Source organism: Haloarcula limicola (assembly GCF_010119205.1).
GTDB classification, from domain to species: domain Archaea; phylum Halobacteriota; class Halobacteria; order Halobacteriales; family Haloarculaceae; genus Haloarcula; species Haloarcula limicola.
In genome coordinates, this window is sequence record NZ_WRXM01000001.1 from 251,766 (window position 1) to 268,985 (window position 17,220).

The following is a 17,220-nucleotide window of genomic DNA, read 5'->3' on the forward strand; positions in this document are numbered from 1 at the left end:
GCCGCCGTCAGGTCGCGGCCTCGTCGACGCGTTCGTACACTTGAATCCACCCGTCGCTCGCGACAGTGACGAGGTTGTCGGTGTAGCGGAACTCGACGGTGCCGGCCCCCTGTCGAGCCCCCGTTTCGCCCTCGGGGCCGAAAAGCGTCTCTTCGAGCGCGGCGGCGTCGATACAGTCGTACAGCGGCGGCGACTTGAGGTCGCTCGGCGCGACGTTTCTGGCGTCCGCGACGGCGAAGACGATCGCCGTGGTCAGGTCGCCGTCGCGCTCGGCCTCGTAGCGGTACTGCGTCTTCTGTCGCCACTTCTCGGGGTCTTCAGTCGGGTCAGACCCAGGTAGCGTCCCGTTATCTCTCTTCTGCGTCATGCATCTTCCCCCCTGGCGTGGGCCTCTTGGTTCGCGTCGAGGGAGGCGCCCATTCCCTCCAGGGCCGACAGTACCTGCTTCGCGTTCGTCGCGACAGAAATCCTCTCGCCGGCCTCGTCGAACGTGACGATATTGTCTTCGACCAGTTTCGGAACGTGGGCGTGATACAGCGAGACGTAAACCCGCTCTCGTTGCCGCTCGGTGACGTCGCCGGTCCGTGCGTCCTGCTCCCACGCGGCGATCTTGGTGGCGAGGTCGCTGAGCGACCACTCGGCGTCTTCGAGGAGCGTATAGCAGAGGTATCGACGACGCGGATGGGCCAACGCCTTGTAGACGTGATCTAGCTCTAGGATCTTCGGCGACGGGATCTCGCTCAACGACACTCCGGCAGGCGCTTCGGAGGCCGTGTTATCCGTGTGCTCGTCGGCCATACCAATGTATCGCTCGGATCGATGATAAGAGTTCGCCCGGCACACCGGTCACGACCGGAACTCGACGCCGCCGAACTCGAAGCGCGCGCCGCCCGCCTCGCTCTCGCTTATCTCGAAGGTCCAGCCGTGCGTGGTCGCCACCTGCCCGACGATGGTCAGCCCGAACCCGGTCGTCCCGCCGGTCGAGTAACCGGCTTCGAGCACCTGCTCTCGCTCTGCTTCCGGGATGCCGACGCCGTCGTCCTCGACGAAGAACCCGTCGGCCGTCCGTCCCGTCCTGACGGTCACGTCGTCGCCGGCGTGGGCCGCCACGTTCCGGTAGAGGTTGGCGAACAGCTCCTTCAGCCGCGGCTCGCTCGCGACGATACGCGCGTCTCCGAGCTCGTTTTCGAGCGAGGCGTTCTCGGTCGCCGTATTCGCCCACGTCTCGTCGGCGAGCGCCGAGAGCGAGACGGTGTCGTCCGTCTCGACCTCCTCCATGTGCGCCAGCGTGAGGAGGTCGGAGACAATGTCCTTCATCCGGTCGGTGGCCGCCTCGATCTCGTCGAAGTACTCCTCGTCGCCGGTCTTCCGAGCCTCCTCCGTGTAGAGTTCGACGATGTTGATCGGGTTTCTGAGGTCGTGGGACACCATGCTCGCGAACTGATCGAGGCGCTCGTTCTCGCGTTCGAGCGCCGCCTCGCGCTCCTTCCGCTCGGTGACGTCCTCGACGGCGCAGACGAACCCGTCGTTCGTGATCGGCGAGACGGTGACGTGAAGCGTCATCTCGGTGCCGTCCGGTTCGGTGACCGTCGTCTCCGTCTCCCACTGGTCCATCGGGGGCTCGAACTCCGGTTCGACGTGCGCGGTCACCTCCTCCGGGATGACGCAGTCCCACTCGTTGCCCAGGAGCTCGTTCTGGTCGTAGCCGAACAGGTTCGCGAACGCCTCGTTGACGTAGTTGAACTCGAAATCGCGCGTCACGAGCGCGATCCCCTCGTCCGTGATCTCGATCGCCTTGAACCCGCGGTGGATCTCCTTCTCGGCGCGGCGGTTCTCGACGGCCTGTCTGATGTGTCTCGCGAGGACGGCGAATCGAATGTCGTCGCTGCCCTTCTGGAGGTAGTTCGTCGCGCCGGCCGAGAGCGCGTCGGACGCCACGTCCTCGCTCCCGGTCCCGGTGAAGACGATGAATGGGAGGTTGTGGTCGTCGTCGCGGACGATCCGCAGGAGGTCGATACCGGTCCGGTCCCGGAGTTCGTAGTCGCTGACGATACAGTCGATATCGGTCCCCTCGTCGGCGTAGCGGTCGAGCGCGGCGTCGACCGAATCGACGGAGACGATCTCGGTGATATTCGGCTCGCGGCCCAGCTTCAGCTCCGTGGCTCGCCGGAACTGCTCGTCGTCGTCGACGTGGAGGACAACGATGTCGGAAGCGAGCGTCCGGTCCGGAGAAACTGGCTCTACGCTGTCCATCCTGTCACTCGGCGTACCCAAGAGCGGTCGGCAGTTAACTGTAGTGATTTCTGTGATATTTCACCCGGTTCTGTCGGCGACCGCCTGAAAGTAGCGGCGTCGCTCGTCGTTCCGCCGAATCGGCGACTCCCGGTACGAGCGGTTCGGATTCGCCCGTCGGTTCGTCGGTACTCGACCGAGGCGTGTCACTCGGCGTGAACAAGATTGAAGTAGGACCGTGTTCAATGGTAGCATGGAGCCACCGACGCTCCCGGCGGGAACGACCGCCGTCGCCACAGGATTGGTATCGGTGGCCGAGTGTACGTCGGCGGGACGGCGAACTCGCCGACGTATCCGTTTCGTTCTGCGACAGTCTTTCGGTGAGAGGCGTCGTTCCCCTAGCCATGAGTGTGCTGGCCGCCGTCATCAGAGCGGGCGAGACGCCGCCGATCGGCGCGGGGATGGTCCCGCGGGCCGAGGCGCACCTCTACGCCGACGGACTCTCCCGGCTGGTGGCGTTCCGTGTGACCGACGGACCGGCGTTCGAACGGATCGACGGCGCGTACGCGCCCGATCTCGCCGACCACCCGTCGTATCCGGTCACCGATCTCTTGCTCGCGGTCCCGGTACTGCGGTCGCTCTCGTCGGTCGGACAGCGACTCGACGCGCTCTCGACGAAGGCCGAGGCGAACTACGGTCGCGATTTCACCGCGATGGTGTTCACGACGGCCGTCGAGTGGGGCAGCGACGGCTACGGCCGCCTGTTCGAGGCGCGGAGTCAACTGGAGGCCCACCCGTTCGACGGCGAGATAACCGCGACGCTGACGCCGGCGGCGACGGACGAACAGGCCCGCGCGCTCCGAGCGAATCTGGCGCGCATCGACGGCCCGACCAGGGTGTATGCGCAGTCCGACGAAGCGACCGACGAACAGCGGTAGCGCGCCGGTCCCGCCGGAGGGGTTTTCACCACGGACGCGTAGCCCCTTGATATGGACGCCGCGCGGCTCCCCGGGACCAGTCAGCCGGCGCAGGTGGTCGCCCACGTCGACATGGACTGCTTCTACGCGGCGTGCGAGCGGCGGCGGGAACCCGCCCTCGAAGGCGAACCCCTCGTCGTCGGGATGGGGTACGAGGGCGGCGAGACCCACGGGGCCGTCGCCACGGCGAGCTACGAGGCCCGCGAGTTCGGCGTCGAGTCGGCGATGGCCATCTCCGAGGCGCTCGAACGGCTCCCGCGGAAGGTCGAGGCGGTCGACGACCCCGACCGCTCCGTCGAGGAGGCGGGGCACTATCGCCCGGTCGACCTCGACTACTACGAGGCCGTCGCCGGCGAGGTCAAGGAGATCATCCGCGACGCGGCCGACGTAGTCCGCGAGGTGAGCATCGACGAGGCCTACCTCGACGTCACCGAGACGGTGACGTGGGACGACGCCGAGGCGTGGGCCGCCGACCTGAAGGCGACCATCGAATCCGAGGTGGACGTGGTGGCGAGCGTCGGGCTCGCGCCCACGCTGAGCGCCGCGAAAGTGGCGAGCGACCGCGAGAAACCCGACGGGTTGGTCGTCGTCCGCCCCGGCGAGGTCCGGGAGTTCTTCGCCGACCTCCCAGTCGAGGAGGTCCACGGCGTCGGGCCGGTCACCGCCCGCGAACTCGCCGATTTGGACATCGAGACGGCGGGGGACCTCGCCGACGCGGACCCGGGGGCGCTCGACGACCGCTTCGGCGAGCGCGGCCGGGAGATCCGCCGCTACGCCCGCGGCGAGGACACCCGCGCCGTCACGCCCAAGGGCGACCCCAAGAGCCTCTCGCGCGAGTCCGCCTTCACCGAGGCCGTCGAGGACCCGGCGGAGAAACGGCGGAAGGTCGAGACGCTCGCGGCGGCGGTCGCCGACCGCGCACACCGGAAGGAGGTCCGCTATCAGACCATCGGCATCAAGGTCGTCGAACCGCCCTACGAGATACACACGCGCGCCCGGTCGCTGCCCGGTCCCGTCGCGGACGCCGACCTCGTCGAGTCGGTGGCGCTGGACCTCCTCTCGGAGTTCGCGGACGCCGCCGTCCGGAAGGTCGGCGTGCGCGTCTCCAACCTGGACTTCTCGGCCGGCGAACAGGCCAGCCTCACCGGCTTCGAGGGCGACGACTCGGCTACCGAGGAGCGGGCAGCGAGCGGTCAGACGGCGGCTGAGCGGACGGAAAACGGGCGGACGCGGCGCGACGCCGCCGTCGCGTCGTCCCCGACCGAGACGACGGACGGTCAGATAGCGCTGACCGATTTCGAGAGCGGCGAGGCGGGGACCGAAGGCGCGAACGGCGAGCCGAGCGGCGAGACAGCCGAAGGCGACGCCGATGCGGCCACCGCCGAGGGACAGGCGTCGCTGGGCGACTTCGAGTGAGCCGACTCAGGAGACGCCGTTCTCCAGGTTCTCCAGCAACTTCCCGACGAACAGTCCCGCCCGCGGCGAGATGGTGTCTTCTTCGGGGACCGTCGTCGGGTGAGCCGCGAGCGTCGCCACGAACCGCTCGCCGTGGGTCATCGCGTTGAGCATGTCGACGACGTCCACGACCAGCCCCTCGTCGTCGACGTTCATCTCCGGGCGTCGCGCCTTCTCGGCGTCGGAGTAGGAAATCGTCCACGCCGGCCCGCCGACGGCGTCGACGACGGCCGAGAGCGGCGCGATCTCGATAGGCCCGTCGGCGCTCCCGACGTAGACCGTCCCGTCCTCGACGAAAGTGTCGTAGCGACTCATGGGTCTCGTGCCGATTCGAGTACTACGAGACGAGCCAGCGCAATAGCCCTTGCTCACGTATCAGCCGAGAAATAGTTCTATTTTCTTACATTCGTCTGACGGAGAGTTATGGGACGCGACGTGGTGGGTCCGGCACGAACGCATGGCAGAGACTGAACGAATCACCGTCGCGGACACGAGTTCCGGACCCGGTGGGGGCGAGGAACCGGGACAGTCCGTCGACATCCCGGTCGTCGAGCTGCTGACGGGCCGGGGATTCATCACCGGTAAATCGGGGTCGGGGAAGTCAAACACCGCGAGCGTCGTCGCCGAGAAGTTGCTCGACAACGGCTTCGGCCTGCTCATCGTCGACATCGACGGCGAGTACTACGGCCTGAAAGAGGAGTACGAGATCCTCCACGTCGGCGGCGACGAGGAGTGCGACATCCAGGTGACGGAGGAGCACGCGGGCAAGATCGCCTCGCTCGCGCTCGAACAGAACGTCCCCATCATCCTCGATGTATCCTCGTTCTTAGACGAACAGGAGGCCGAGGACCTGCTGACGCAGGTCTCGAAGCAGCTGTTCGCCAAGGCGAAGAAGCAGAAACAGCCGTTCCTGATGCTCGTCGAGGAGTGCCACGAGTGGATCCCCGAGAAGGGGGGGATGGGCGAAGTCGGGCGGATGCTCATCAAGATCGGTAAGCGCGGACGGAAACACGGCCTGGGCATCGTCGGCATCAGCCAGCGCCCGGCCGACGTCAAGAAGGACTACATCACCCAGTGCGACTGGCTGGTGTGGCACCGGCTGACGTGGAACAACGACACGAAGGTCGTCGGGCGCATCCTCGACAACAACTACGCCGACGCCGTCGAGGACTTGGACGACGGCGAGGCGTTCATGATGACCGACTGGGCTGAGCAGGTTCGTCGAGTGCAGTTCCACCGCAAGAAGACGTTCGACGCCGGCGCGACGCCGGGTCTAGACGACTTCGAGCGCCCCGAACTCAAGTCCGTCAGCGACGATCTGGTCTCGGAGCTGGAGACGATAAGCGAGGAGAAACAGGCCACGGAGAGCCGCATCAAGGAGCTCCGCGAGGAACTCGACAAGAAGAACTCCCGCATCGCCGAGCTGGAGACGGAGCTGCAGGACGCCCGCGACCTCCAGCGGATGGCCAAGCAGTTCACGAACGCGCTGGTGGGCCACGTCGAGGGGACCAATCCGGGCCGCACCGCACAGGAAGAGATGCGCCGGCAACACGCCAGTCTGAACTCCTTCGCCGAGAACGGCGACGGGAGCGAACCGAGCGAGGCGGACGCGACGACGGACGACTCGGCGTCGGAGGGGACCGCCGACGCCACCTCCGGCGGCGGATTCGGCGACGCCTTCAGCGCGTTCGCGGCCGACGGGGTCGCGATGAACGGCGGGAGCGACGACGCGACGGCCGTCGAAGCGAACGGCGCGACCGCGAACGGCACGTCGGCCGGCGACGCGACAGCCGACGGATCGGAAGCGGGCGCGAACGGCGAGACCGGCGCCGGGACGACGAGCAACGACGCGGAGACGGCCGACGACGCGGCGCTCGCGGCGGCCATCGCCGCGGTGGAGGACGACACCGACGCCGATGCGGACGCGACGGGGGAGACAGAGGCCGACGACGCGGTCGTCGGCGAGATACTCGCCGACATCGAGGGACTGGAGGACAAGACCCGGCGGATGCTCGCCTACTACATGGAACAGGGGCCGGGGACGCCGCTCAACGCCCACTTCTCGGCGGGCGGGTCGGGCGACCGCACGTCGGCGTACGCCCGGAACCGCGTCCTCAGACTCCAGGGCCTCGTCGAGCACGTCGGCCGCGGGAAGTACGGCTACCGCCTCCGCGACCTCGTCCGCGAGGAGAGCGACGCGACGCTCGACGAGGAGACGGTCGAGGCGTACGCCTCGCGCATCGAACGGGCGGCTATCGAGGCGCACGTCGAGGAGTAGTCCGCAGTTCTTCTCCGTTCAGTTCAGCGGTTCGACGAGGTCTTCGAGCGCCGCCCGCGGGTCGTCGGCCTTCGCCACGCCGCTTGCGAGCAGGACGCCCGTCGCGCCGAGGTCGCTGGCGGAGACGAGGTCCTCGCCCGAGGAGATGCCGGCCCCACAGAGCACGTCCACGTCGCCGTCGACGCGAGCGGCGGCGTCGACGGCACCCGTGACGACGTCCGGGTCGGCCTGACTGACCGGCGTGCCGGTGCCGATGAGCTCCGGCGGTTCGACGGCGACGGCGTCCGGGCCCAGCGCCGCGGCCGCGCCGATCTGGTCGGGGTTGTTCGCGCAGACGATGGTCTCCAGGTCGGCCCGGTCGGCGGCGTCCAGCGACGCGTCGATGTCGGCGAGTTTCAGGCGGTTCTCCGAGTGGTTCAGGAGCGTCCCGACCGCGCCGGCGTCGGCGACGGCCTCGGCGAGCGTGCTCCCGGTGTGGCTGCCGTGCTCGTTCGGGCTGACGTGCTGTGCCCACGTCTCGACGCCGGTGTCGGCGACGGCGTCGATGTGGGCCGCCTGCGGCGCGACGGCGATGCGGACGTCGGAGTCGTCGCTCACGTCCGCCGCGGCGGTCGCTACCTCTATCGGGTCGCACGGATACGCCTTCAGGTTGACGAGTACGAACATGTCCCATCAACCGAAGGCCGCCGGGAAATAGGTTGCGAGCGAGCGCTCGGCGCGCCGGCGGCCGACGGTGACATTAAGACGCTGGACGGAATACACCTTCAGAGATACCCCGTGACCTCCGCGGACGACCCGACGACGGTACTCGTCGTCGAAGACGAACGACATCTCGCAGACCTCTATACGGACTATCTGGACGACAGCTACGAGGTGAAGACGGCCTACAGCGGCGAAGAGGGAATAGCGATGCTCTCGGACGACGTGGATATCGTCCTCTTGGACCGGCGGATGCCGGTCGTCTCCGGGAACGAAGTCCTCGCCGAGATCGAAGAACGGGGGCTCCCGTGCCGCGTGGCGATGGTGACGGCGGTCGACCCCGACTTCGACATCTTGGAGATGCGCGTCGACGACTACCTCGTGAAGCCGGTGACCCGCGAGGACCTCTTCTCGGTCGTCGAGCGGCTCCGAAAGATAGCGTCGTACAGCGACAACCTGCAGGAACTCACGACGCGAAAGCTGAAGCGAAACGTCCTCCGGGTCGAAAAGACGCAGACCGAACTCGACGAGAGCGAGCGGTATCAGCGGCTACAGACCGAGATCGGGGAGATCGAAGAACGCGTCGACGAACTCTCGGCGGAGTTGGACGTCGAAGAGAGAGACCTGCGCCTCTAGTCCTTCCGTTCGACCACGTCGCCGAGCGTGTAGCTGCCCTCGCTGCTGCCGCCCGACCACTCGGTCTCCTCGTCGCCGCCACCGGCGCTCAGGTCGATACCGAGCGACCGTTCGAGTTTCTTGCGCACGTCGTCGCTGGGCAGGGAGTTGCCCTGTTCGAGCTTGCGAATGAGGCTCGCCTTCTCGTTGAGCTGCTGGGCCAGCTCCTGCTGGCTGAGTCCCTTCGACTCGCGGGCAGTCCGTATCTGGTCGTCGAAGTCCTGGGCGATCTCGTCCATCTCGTCGAACATGTCCCGGCGGCGCGAGGAGCCGCCCGACGACGAACTGGACGGCGAAGAGGAGGAAGACGACCCGCTGGACCCGCTCGACGACGTCGAGTACTTCGTCGACGCGGACGACGACTCCTGGGTCTTCACCTCGGTCCCGAAGTCGGTGCACTCGTCGCAGACGTCGAGTTCGGCCCCCTCGATTTTGACGCGGTTAGGAGACGAGACCTCCTTTCCGCACATCTCGCACTGAACCATACGGCGGGGTTGGAGGTGCCACGGTATAAATGGTGCGCTGGCCCTAGTTCAGGGCCTGCATCGAGTAGTAGAAGCGCTGGGCAGCGGTGAGGTGGCCGACGACGGCGAAGACGACGAGCAGCCACCCGACCAGCGAGAACGGGCCGAGCGGCAGCGTGACGAACGCGGCCACGCCCGTCGTGATACCTACGAGGGCAAGTCTGTCGGCGCGACCGAGTAACCCGCCGTAGACCCGGTCGAGGCCGACGGCCTGCGCCTGCGTGCCGAGATAGGAGGTCATCAGGACGCCGGTTACTGCGGCGATGCCGAGCGCCCATCGGCCGATGCCCGCGGCGAGGCCGACGATGATGACGATATCGGCGTAGCGGTCGAGGACGTGGTCCAAGAGGTCGCCGCCCGACGACGCGACGTTCATCTCGCGAGCGAGCGCGCCGTCGACGAGGTCCAGCCACCCGTTCAGGAAGACGAGGACGGCCCCGACGAGGTAGCGGAACGGGTCGGCCGCGGCGACGCCGTAGACGATACCGGCGGCCACGGCCAGCAGGAACGCGATGACGCTGACGCCGTTGGGCGAGAGGCCGACGGTCCGTGCGGCCCCGACGAACGGCCCGAGCGCGCGGTCGGCGACCGACCGGAATTTATCGAGCGTCATAGCCAATCGACGTACGAGACGGTTCCTGCGCTCGGTTCGCGGTCGTCGGCGAGGACGGCCTCGATCTCGGCCGCCACCGACTCGGGATCGCGCTCTGTCGTGTCGATCTCGTAGACGCTCTCCGTTCCGTGGCGGTGGACGGCCTCCGAGAGAATCACGTCGAGGGCTTCTGACTCGGCGTTCTCGCTGGCCTTCGAGTCGGAATCGCCGCGCTCTCGAAGGCGGGAAACGACGGTGTCGGGGTGGGCGCGCAAGACGACCACGCGGTCGGCGTCGAAGTTGTGCGCGAGGTGGGACTCGAAGAGCACGTCCTCTCGCCCGTCGAGCCACTCGCTCACGGCGTCCATGTCGGCGACGAGGCTGCCGCGCTCCTCGTCCATCTCGGTCGAGAACTCCTCGTCCTTGATGACGTCGTTGAGGTGGAGCACGTCGAGGTCCGTCTCTACTCGCCCGGTCGCCGTGGTCTTGCCCGTCCCGGGCGTCCCGGTCACCGCGACTCTCACGACTCGACCACCTCGATGACGTCGTTCAGGACCGAGACGGCGTGTTCGGTGTCCTCCTCGGTCCCGCAGGTGATGCGGATGCACTCGGGGAGGCCGAACGACGAGCAGTCCCGGACGATGACGCCCTCCTCCTGGGCGGCCTCGGCGACGGCGGAAGCGTCTTCGACCTCCGCGAGGACGAAGTTGCCCGTGCTCTCCCAAGTGTCGGCAGCCAGGTTATCGTAGATGTACTCCCGCGCCCACGCCGCCGTCTCGACGGAGCGCTCGACGTGTTCGTCGTCGGAGAGCGCTGCGAGCCCGGCACGACAGGCCAGTTCGCTCGCCGAGAAGGGGGTGTTGATGCGGGCGTAGGCGTCGGCCCACGCCTCGGGGACGAGCGCGTAGCCGAGCCGGACGCCGGCCAGTCCGTACGCCTTCGAGAAGGTCCGCAGGAGCGCCACGTCGTCGCGGTCGGCCAGCAGCGAGCGCTTGCTCGGCGAGTCGCTGAACTCGCCGTAGGCCTCGTCGACGAGGACGAGCGTCTGCTCGTCGGTCCCTTCGGCGATCTCCCGGACGGCCTCGGTGGTGAACTCCGCGCCGGTCGGGTTGTGCGGGCTCGTGAGGTAGACGATCCGCTCGCCGGCGTAGGCGGAGAGGACGACGTCGGCGGTCTGGGCGAAGTCGTCGCTCTTCGAGAGTTCGTACTCGCTGACCTCGCCGTGATGGTAGCGGGCGCTCATCGCGTAGTAGGCGAAGCCCGGTTCCGGCACCAGCACCTCGTCGCCGGGTTCGAGCATGGCGCGGGCGAGGCAGTCGAGCGCGCCGTCGCCGCCGTTGCTCAGCCAGACCTGTTCCGACGTGACGTCCCACTTCTCGGCGAGCGCTTCGACGAGGTCGGCGTGGGACGATTTGGGATACGAGTGCATCCGCCCGGCGGAATCGCGGATGGCCTCGACCGCCCGCGGGCTGGGGCCGAACATGTTCTCGTTCGACGCGAGCTTCACCATCTCCTCGGGGTCGAGACCGAGTTCCCGAGCGACTTCCTCGATGCCGCGACCCGCCCGGTAGACGGTGTGTGCGGAGAGGTCCCGTGGTTCCATGGATGTGCCAAGCGGGTGGGGCGGCTTAAGCGTGCTCACATCTACGCTCGCTTCGCGGGGTTCTGTTCATCGCCGAACCGACCGAAAACGGTAACAGCCGACGGGCCGTGGGTCGGAGGTATGCCGCTCCTCATCGACGTGCGGAAACTGACACTTATCACCGAACTCATCCAGGACGGTGCCGAGGAGGTCGCGGGGTCGCTGGGGGCGCTCGCGGGGGTCGACGCCGCCGTGGAGATCAAGAGCATCTCGTTCGTCCAGCCCGACGACATCGCCACGGAGATGGGCGGCGGCGAGATCTACGGCGCTCGCATCCGGCTGACGGAGCCGCCCTACGGCGTCTTCCTGATGACGTTCTCGACGGCGACGGCCGCCGAGATCGCGCGGTTGATGACCGGGACCGAAGTCGACGGGGAGTTCACGCAGCTGCAGGCGTCGGCGCTTCAGGAGATGTGTAACATCCTCACCTCGGGGTTCATCGACGGCATCGCGAACACGCTGGAGACGACCATCGACATGGGGACGCCGACGGTCGAGCGGGCGCAGGCGACGGCCGTCGCCGACGCGGCGTTCTCGCACGTGCGCCGGGACTCGTTGACGATCGTGTTGGACTCGCTCGTCGACATCGAGGAGACGGACGTGGCGTTCTCGCTCCGCATCTTTCTCGTCCCCGACCCGGGGTCGTTCGTCCACCTCATCGACCAGTTGGACCGCGACACAGAGAGCGGGAAACCCGCTCGCGCCGAGGACAGCGCGGGCGAGGCGGGAGGGACCGACGACGTGCAGGCCTTCGAGGACGCCTTCGACGGCGCGTGAGCGAGTCGCGGCCTGCCGATTTCCGGACGTTCAAGGGGATACCGCCTCACCGCCGAGTATGACCGCCGTCGATGCCGCGATGTACGCGACGCATCTCGTGTTCGCCGGGCTGTGGGCGGGAAGCGTCCTGTTCACCACCTACGCCGTCCTTCCGACGGCGATGAACGGCGACGCCAGACCCGCCCCTCTCTCGGCGATGACCGGGAAACTCCAGACCGTCTCGCGGGCGAGTGCCCTCCTGTTGCTGCTGACCGGTGGCTACCTCGCTCAGGCCAACTACACCGTCGGGTCGCTGACCGGGTCGGGCCGGGGCCATCTGGTCATCGCGATGGTCGTCCTCTGGTTCACGCTCGCGGCCCTCGTGGAAGTGGGGTCGGCGAAACTCTCCGACGGCTTCGACCGGCAGAAGGTCCGCGAACCGGCCCGCGAGGCCCGACCGTTCCTGTTGGGCGCGTCGCTGGTCGCGGTGTTGCTCCTCGTCGACGCCGGTGCGATTCTCGGTCTCTACTACTGACCGGATCCGGTAGGAGCGGCCGTCGAACCGCTTTCGACCCGCAGACCTGTCTCACGAACGACGGTGGCGTTACTAACCGTGATATTGGGGGAGCAACAGTTTTCCCGGATATGTCCTCTGACAACGTATGAGCGAAACAGCGAGTCCTGGCTCGGACAGGCTCGGAACGGAGAGATTAGCGCAGAAGATTCGCGAGTTCGTCCGATATATCCCGGCGGGCGATACGATTCCCGACGAGACGTGGCAGAGGCGACACCGAAACATCCTCCTGGTCGTCCTCGCGCACGTCCCGTTTCTCCTGCTGCTCGGTCTGTACGACGGCACCGAGTCGCTGGTGACCGGGGCGACGATTCCGGAGGTCCCGGTGACGACCCTCGCGTTCGAACTCGGAATCGTCGCCACTCTCGTCGGTCTCGCGGCGCTCCCGCGGTTCGGCCGGCGCGTCCGCACCGCGCTCGCGTCCACGTCGCTCCTGTCCTGTTCGGTCGTCCTCGTCCACCTCTCGGGCGGATTCATCGAGGCGCACTTTCACTTCTTCGTCGGGATGGCGGTCATCGCCGTCTACGAGGACTGGGTGCCGTTCGCGCTCGGGATCGCCTACGTCGTCCTCGGCCACGGCGTCTTCGGCATGATAAATCCCGAGCGCGTCTACAACCACCCGGCGGCGATCGAACACCCGTGGGTGTGGGGGCTCGTCCACGGCGTGTTCGTCCTCGGACTGGCCGCGGCGCTGATGACGCACTGGTACTCGACCGAGCGCTCCCGCGAGGAGACCGAGCAGAAACTGCGGGAGGTCCGAGCGAAGACCGAAGAGGTCGAGAACCTCGAAGCCAAGCGCGAGGAGATAGCGGCCGAGAAGGCCGAAGCCGAGGAGCTGAAAGCCGAGGCCGAAGCTCGGCAGGCCGAGGTCGAAGACCTCGTCACGCACCTCGAAGCGAAAGCCGACGCCTACAGCGACGGGATGGCGAAGGCGGCAGACGGAGACTTGACCGTTCGACTGGACCCCGATAGCGAGAGCGAAGCCATGACCCAGATCGGGGCGTCGTTCAACGAGATGTTGGACGAGACCGCCTCGGCGATGCGGGAGATCCAGTCGTTCGCGGAGACGGTGAAGACGGCGAGCGAGGAGGCCGACGCCGGGACGGCCGAGGCCAGAACGGCCAGCGAGGAGGTGGGACGCTCCATCCAGGAGATCTCCGACGGGACGGCCGACCAGCGCGAGCGCCTCGAACGGGTCTCCGGCGAGATGACCGAACTGTCGGCGACGGTCGAGGAGGTCGCCGCCTCCGCCGAGACGGTCGCCCAGCGGTCCCGTGAGACGACCGAGATCGCCGAGGACGGCGAGCGGACGGCGACCGACGCGATAGCCGACGCGAGAGACGTGCAGGCGGCTATCGACGCCACCGTGGACGACGTCGAGACGCTCGACGAGCAGATGGCCGAGATCGGCGAGATCATCGAACTCATCAGCGACATCGCCGAGCAGACGAACATGCTCGCGCTCAACGCGAACATCGAGGCCGCGCGCGCCGGTGACGGCGGCGGCGGTGACGGGTTCGCCGTCGTCGCCGACGAGGTGAAGCAGTTGGCCGAGGAGACGCGGGACTCGGCGACCGAGATCGAGCGACGCATCGAGCAGACCCAGTCCCAGACGACCGCGACCGTCGAGCGGGCGCGGGCGGCCGAACGCGACATGGCCGAGAGCGTCGAGGCGGTCGAGGACGTCGTCGACGCCTTCGAGCGGGTCGCGGAGAACGCCGACGACACCGACGGCGGTATCCAGGAGATACGCGACACGACGGAGGAACAGGCCGCGAGCACCGAGGAGGCGGCGTCGATGGTCGAGGAAGTCACCGACAGCAGTCGGTCGACGGCGAGGGAGGCGGAGACCGCCTCAGCGGCCGCGGAGGAACAGGCCGCATCCATGTCGCAGGTCAGCGCGAACGTCGAGTCGCTCAGCGACCAGGCGGACCGACTCCGCTCGCTGCTGGCGACGTTCGAGGTGGGGACCGGGTCACAGATGCGGTCGGCGGGCGGAGACCGGGCGACCGTGCTGGAAGACGGTGGGCAACCGGAGTAAGCGCTCGCTCAGAACCGCTCACAGCCGCTCGTCGACGTGGTCGGCGCACTTCAGCGCGAGCGCCGCGATGGTCAGCGTCGGGTTCATCGACCCCGCCGTGATGAACACCGACGACGAGGCTATCGAGAGGTTCGCCACGTCGTAGGTCCGCAACTGCGGGTTCACGACGCTCTCCTCGGGGTCGGTGCCCATCCGCGTCGTCCCCATATGATGGTACGCCGGGCCGGACCCGCCGCTCTCCGGGCCGGCGGTCCAACTGATATCGACGCCCAGCTCCGAGAGGACGGCGTGCTGGATGTCGTTCGTTCGGGCCATCGTCCGCTTCGCGCGCGGCCCCCACGACCACTGGATGTCGGGGACGGGGTTGCCGTGGTCGTCGGTGGTCGAAGTGTCGAGCGTCACTCGGTTCTCCCTTCTGGGCGGCTGACCGACGAGGCCGCCCATCGCGATGCTGTTGCCGTACGCTTCGCGCAGGTCGCCCAGTAGCTCGTCGCCCCAGTCGTCGGCCGAGAGCGCCAGTTCGACGGGCGACGGGCCAGCGTAGTTCAGGAACTCCAGTTTGATCGGCGAGAACGGCTCGTCGCTGGCCGGCACGACCGTCTCGCCGTCGCCGACTCGTTCGACGGCCCGTCCGGGGTCGTCGTAGAACTGGTGGCACTCGCTGGTGATGAAGCCGACGTGGTTCTGTCTCGTGCGCTCGTCGAGCGTCCCGCCCGCACCGGCGAAGAGGTGGTCCATGAAGTACCGGCCGACCGCTCCCGAGGAGTTGGCGAGACCGTCGGGGTGGTCCTCGGAGCGCGAGAGGAGCAACAGGCGCGGGATCTCGACGCCGCCGGCCGCGAGGACGAACTCCCGCGCTTCCTGCCGGCGTTCGGTGCCGTCCGGCGTCGCGTAGACGGCCGCGGTGACCCGGCCCTCGCCGTCGGTTTCGAGGCGCTGGACCGGTACGCGGTCGAGCACCGTCGCGCCCGCTTCCTCCGCGTCCTCGATATGGACGCTCGCGTCGTACTTCGCCCCGGAGGGACACACCGGCTGGCAGGTGCCGTAGCCGACGCAGGGACCGCGGCCGTCGTAGGACTCGGAGTTGCGGGCGTTGGGGACGCCGTGCATCGTGATACCGAGGGACTCGCAGGCCTCGGCGAACAGCGAGTCGCTGTAGGAGGGAGGGAAGCCCGCCATCGGATACGGTTCCTCTCGCGGCGGCGCGAACGGGTTGTCCGCGTCGCCCGCGACGCCCATCGCCTTCTCCGCCTCGGCGTAGTACGGCCGCAGGTCCTCGTAGCCGATGGGCCACGCCGGATCGCCGTTGCCGTGGCTCCCCTCGAAATCCGACGGGTGTAGTCGCATCACCATCCCCTGCCAGTGGAGCGTGGACCCGCCGACGCCCTTCACCCGCGAGACGTTGAGCGGGTAGTACCGCTCGCCGCTGGCCGAGAAGGCGTCGCGCTGGCCGCCCATCTCCCACACCGACCCCCGATGAGCCGGACGGATAGACTCCTCCATCCGTTCCTGCCGGTCCGAAAAGTCGAACCGCGGCCCGGCTTCTAAGACGACTACGTCGTAGCCGTCGCTGGCGAGACGGCTGGCGACGAGCGCACCCGCCGGCCCGGCACCGACGACGCAGACGTCGGCTCGGCGAGTCGGCTCTCTGTCCATCTCGGCGGTGATTAGGCGAGCCTAAACTTATGCGTTGTTATCGTGACTCGGGCGCTGTGCGTAACAGCACCACCTGTAGTTCGTCTTCCGATTGCGGACTCGACGTGCCGCTGATGACGTAGCCGCCGTCGTCCAAGCCGACGATAGCCTCCGTGCGGTTGATCCAGTCGCCGGTGAGATACTGCGCTGACCACCGCCGCTCTCCGTCGGCGTCGAGCCGCACGGCCTGATACTCGTCACTCCGGCCGACAACCGCGATTCCCCCGTCCGCCGCTTCGACGATGCCTCGACAGACACTCCTAGGCGTGAACCGCGTCTCCCACAGTTTGTCGCCGCCGCCGTCGGTTCGGACGACTCGCGTCTGCTGGTCGTCGTCAGACGTTTCTCGCACGTAGCCGACCGTCGCGTAACCGCCGTCGCGCGTCTGCGTCACCGAGTAGAAGTCGTCTCGGTCGTGCCCGCCGAACCCGCTTACCCACTCGATGCGGCCGTCCGCGGCCCACTTCGTCAGCCGCCCGTGCATGACCGAGGCGAACCCGCCGTCTTCCGTCGCCACGATGTCCTGTGCCGAACGTCGCTCGAACCACTCTCTGTTCCCGTCGGGGCCCGCTTTGAACACCATCGACCCCGCGCCGACGAGGCCCCCGTCCGGTAACTGAACGACCGAGGAGAGCCAGTCGCCATCCCTCCCGGGCGTGTGGGTCCGCGTCGGTTCACCGTTCGAATCGAGCCTGAGCAACTTCGGTTCCCCGTCGGTTCCCAATGGCGACTCACAGACGACGTAGCCGTCGTCGACGACGTGAATCCCGGTGAACCGACGCGCCGCGTAGGTGCGACTCCACTCTTCGGACCCGCTCGCATCGACTTTGACCACCCACGGAAACGACGAGTCGACGCACCCGGACGTCCGCGCGTGTCCCACGAGCACGTATCCGCCGTCGTCGGTTCGCGCCATGTCCTCGTTTCGAACGTCGTCGGTTTCGCCGTAATACCGGACCCACCGCGTATCCGGTGGGTCGTGAGGATGTGCCGTCGCGGTACGAGCGGCGGTCCCACGGCCGAGTGCGATGCCCGCAAACACAGACGCGCCGAACGTTCGAAGCACCGTTCGACGGTTCG

18 protein-coding genes are annotated in these 17,220 nt (G+C 67.6%); 7 read left to right on the forward strand and 11 right to left on the reverse strand.

Features of this window, described 5'->3' with window-relative positions:
• Positions 1-7 precede the first annotated feature (7 nt).
• Genes GO488_RS01340 through GO488_RS01350 form a run of 3 tightly spaced genes read right to left on the reverse strand, consistent with a single transcriptional unit; the run spans position 8 to position 2,253 of the window.
• Positions 8-367, reverse strand: a complete 360-nt coding sequence (locus GO488_RS01340) for a HalOD1 output domain-containing protein (RefSeq protein ID WP_162316009.1) — start codon at positions 365-367, stop codon at positions 8-10.
• On the reverse strand, positions 364-798 hold the full coding sequence (locus GO488_RS01345; RefSeq protein ID WP_162316010.1) for a DUF7344 domain-containing protein: 435 nt from the start codon (positions 796-798) through the stop codon (positions 364-366). Before GO488_RS01345 ends, GO488_RS01340 begins: the two co-directional genes overlap by 4 nt.
• Positions 799-846: 48 nt before the next feature.
• Entirely contained in the window at positions 847-2,253 is a 1,407-nt protein-coding gene (locus GO488_RS01350; RefSeq protein ID WP_162316011.1) for a PAS domain S-box protein, read from the reverse strand.
• 383 nt (positions 2,254-2,636) lie between these two features.
• On the opposite strand from GO488_RS01350, the gene GO488_RS01355 reads away from it, so the two are divergent.
• Positions 2,637-3,170, forward strand: coding sequence for a hypothetical protein (locus GO488_RS01355; protein WP_162316012.1), 534 nt, complete (start codon positions 2,637-2,639; stop codon positions 3,168-3,170).
• A gap of 51 nt (positions 3,171-3,221) precedes the next feature.
• The gene (gene dinB / locus GO488_RS01360) at positions 3,222-4,625 is read left to right on the forward strand and encodes a DNA polymerase IV (RefSeq protein WP_162316013.1); all 1,404 of its coding nucleotides are present in this window, start codon (positions 3,222-3,224) and stop codon (positions 4,623-4,625) included.
• Positions 4,626-4,631: 6 nt separating this feature from the next.
• Here dinB and GO488_RS01365 read toward each other — a convergent pair whose 3' ends face one another.
• Positions 4,632-4,979 (reverse strand): hypothetical protein, encoded by a 348-nt coding sequence (locus GO488_RS01365; protein WP_162316014.1) that lies wholly within the window; start codon positions 4,977-4,979, stop codon positions 4,632-4,634.
• A gap of 142 nt (positions 4,980-5,121) precedes the next feature.
• On the opposite strand from GO488_RS01365, the gene GO488_RS01370 reads away from it, so the two are divergent.
• Complete coding sequence (locus tag GO488_RS01370) at positions 5,122-6,942, forward strand: helicase HerA domain-containing protein (protein WP_162316015.1); 1,821 nt, start codon at positions 5,122-5,124, stop codon at positions 6,940-6,942.
• An 18-nt stretch (positions 6,943-6,960) separates the two neighbouring features.
• On the opposite strand, the gene tpiA is transcribed toward GO488_RS01370, so the two are convergent.
• Positions 6,961-7,608 carry a triose-phosphate isomerase gene (tpiA, locus tag GO488_RS01375; RefSeq protein ID WP_162316016.1) on the reverse strand — a complete coding sequence of 216 codons (648 nt, stop codon included), beginning with the start codon at positions 7,606-7,608 and terminating at the stop codon, positions 6,961-6,963.
• Between the two features lie 111 nt (positions 7,609-7,719).
• On the opposite strand from tpiA, the gene GO488_RS01380 reads away from it, so the two are divergent.
• A complete protein-coding gene (locus tag GO488_RS01380; protein WP_162316017.1) occupies positions 7,720-8,277 on the forward strand; it encodes a response regulator transcription factor in 558 nt (185 codons plus the stop codon).
• Here GO488_RS01380 and GO488_RS01385 read toward each other — a convergent pair.
• Genes GO488_RS01385 through hisC form a run of 4 tightly spaced genes read right to left on the reverse strand, consistent with a single transcriptional unit; the run spans position 8,274 to position 11,035 of the window.
• The gene (locus GO488_RS01385) at positions 8,274-8,801 is read right to left on the reverse strand and encodes a multiprotein bridging factor aMBF1 (protein WP_162316018.1); all 528 of its coding nucleotides are present in this window, start codon (positions 8,799-8,801) and stop codon (positions 8,274-8,276) included. The genes GO488_RS01380 and GO488_RS01385 overlap by 4 nt on opposite strands.
• Positions 8,802-8,844: 43 nt before the next feature.
• Positions 8,845-9,453 carry a CDP-alcohol phosphatidyltransferase family protein gene (locus tag GO488_RS01390; protein WP_162316019.1) on the reverse strand — a complete coding sequence of 203 codons (609 nt, stop codon included), beginning with the start codon at positions 9,451-9,453 and terminating at the stop codon, positions 8,845-8,847.
• A complete protein-coding gene (locus GO488_RS01395; protein ID WP_162316020.1) occupies positions 9,450-9,956 on the reverse strand; it encodes an adenylate kinase family protein in 507 nt (168 codons plus the stop codon). The genes GO488_RS01390 and GO488_RS01395 overlap by 4 nt, the downstream gene beginning before the upstream one ends.
• On the reverse strand, positions 9,953-11,035 hold the full coding sequence (hisC, locus tag GO488_RS01400; protein ID WP_162316021.1) for a histidinol-phosphate transaminase: 1,083 nt from the start codon (positions 11,033-11,035) through the stop codon (positions 9,953-9,955). The genes GO488_RS01395 and hisC overlap by 4 nt, the downstream gene beginning before the upstream one ends.
• Before the next feature lie 120 nt (positions 11,036-11,155).
• Here hisC and GO488_RS01405 point away from each other — a divergent pair, with 120 nt between their 5' ends.
• The 3 genes from GO488_RS01405 to GO488_RS01415 all read left to right on the forward strand — a co-directional run bounded on the left by GO488_RS01405 (position 11,156) and on the right by GO488_RS01415 (position 14,445).
• The gene (locus tag GO488_RS01405) at positions 11,156-11,851 is read left to right on the forward strand and encodes a chemotaxis protein CheC (protein WP_162316022.1); all 696 of its coding nucleotides are present in this window, start codon (positions 11,156-11,158) and stop codon (positions 11,849-11,851) included.
• A gap of 58 nt (positions 11,852-11,909) precedes the next feature.
• Complete coding sequence (locus tag GO488_RS01410) at positions 11,910-12,365, forward strand: transporter (RefSeq protein WP_162316023.1); 456 nt, start codon at positions 11,910-11,912, stop codon at positions 12,363-12,365.
• Between the two features lie 127 nt (positions 12,366-12,492).
• Positions 12,493-14,445 carry a methyl-accepting chemotaxis protein gene (locus GO488_RS01415; RefSeq protein ID WP_162316024.1) on the forward strand — a complete coding sequence of 651 codons (1,953 nt, stop codon included), beginning with the start codon at positions 12,493-12,495 and terminating at the stop codon, positions 14,443-14,445.
• An 18-nt stretch (positions 14,446-14,463) separates the two neighbouring features.
• On the opposite strand, the gene GO488_RS01420 is transcribed toward GO488_RS01415, so the two are convergent.
• Both GO488_RS01420 and GO488_RS01425 read right to left on the reverse strand, forming a co-directional pair.
• Positions 14,464-16,101, reverse strand: a complete 1,638-nt coding sequence (locus GO488_RS01420) for a GMC family oxidoreductase (protein ID WP_162316025.1) — start codon at positions 16,099-16,101, stop codon at positions 14,464-14,466.
• Positions 16,102-16,138: 37 nt separating this feature from the next.
• Positions 16,139-17,056, reverse strand: a complete 918-nt coding sequence (locus GO488_RS01425; RefSeq protein ID WP_162316026.1) for a hypothetical protein — start codon at positions 17,054-17,056, stop codon at positions 16,139-16,141.
• Between the last annotated feature and the right edge of the window lie 164 nt (positions 17,057-17,220).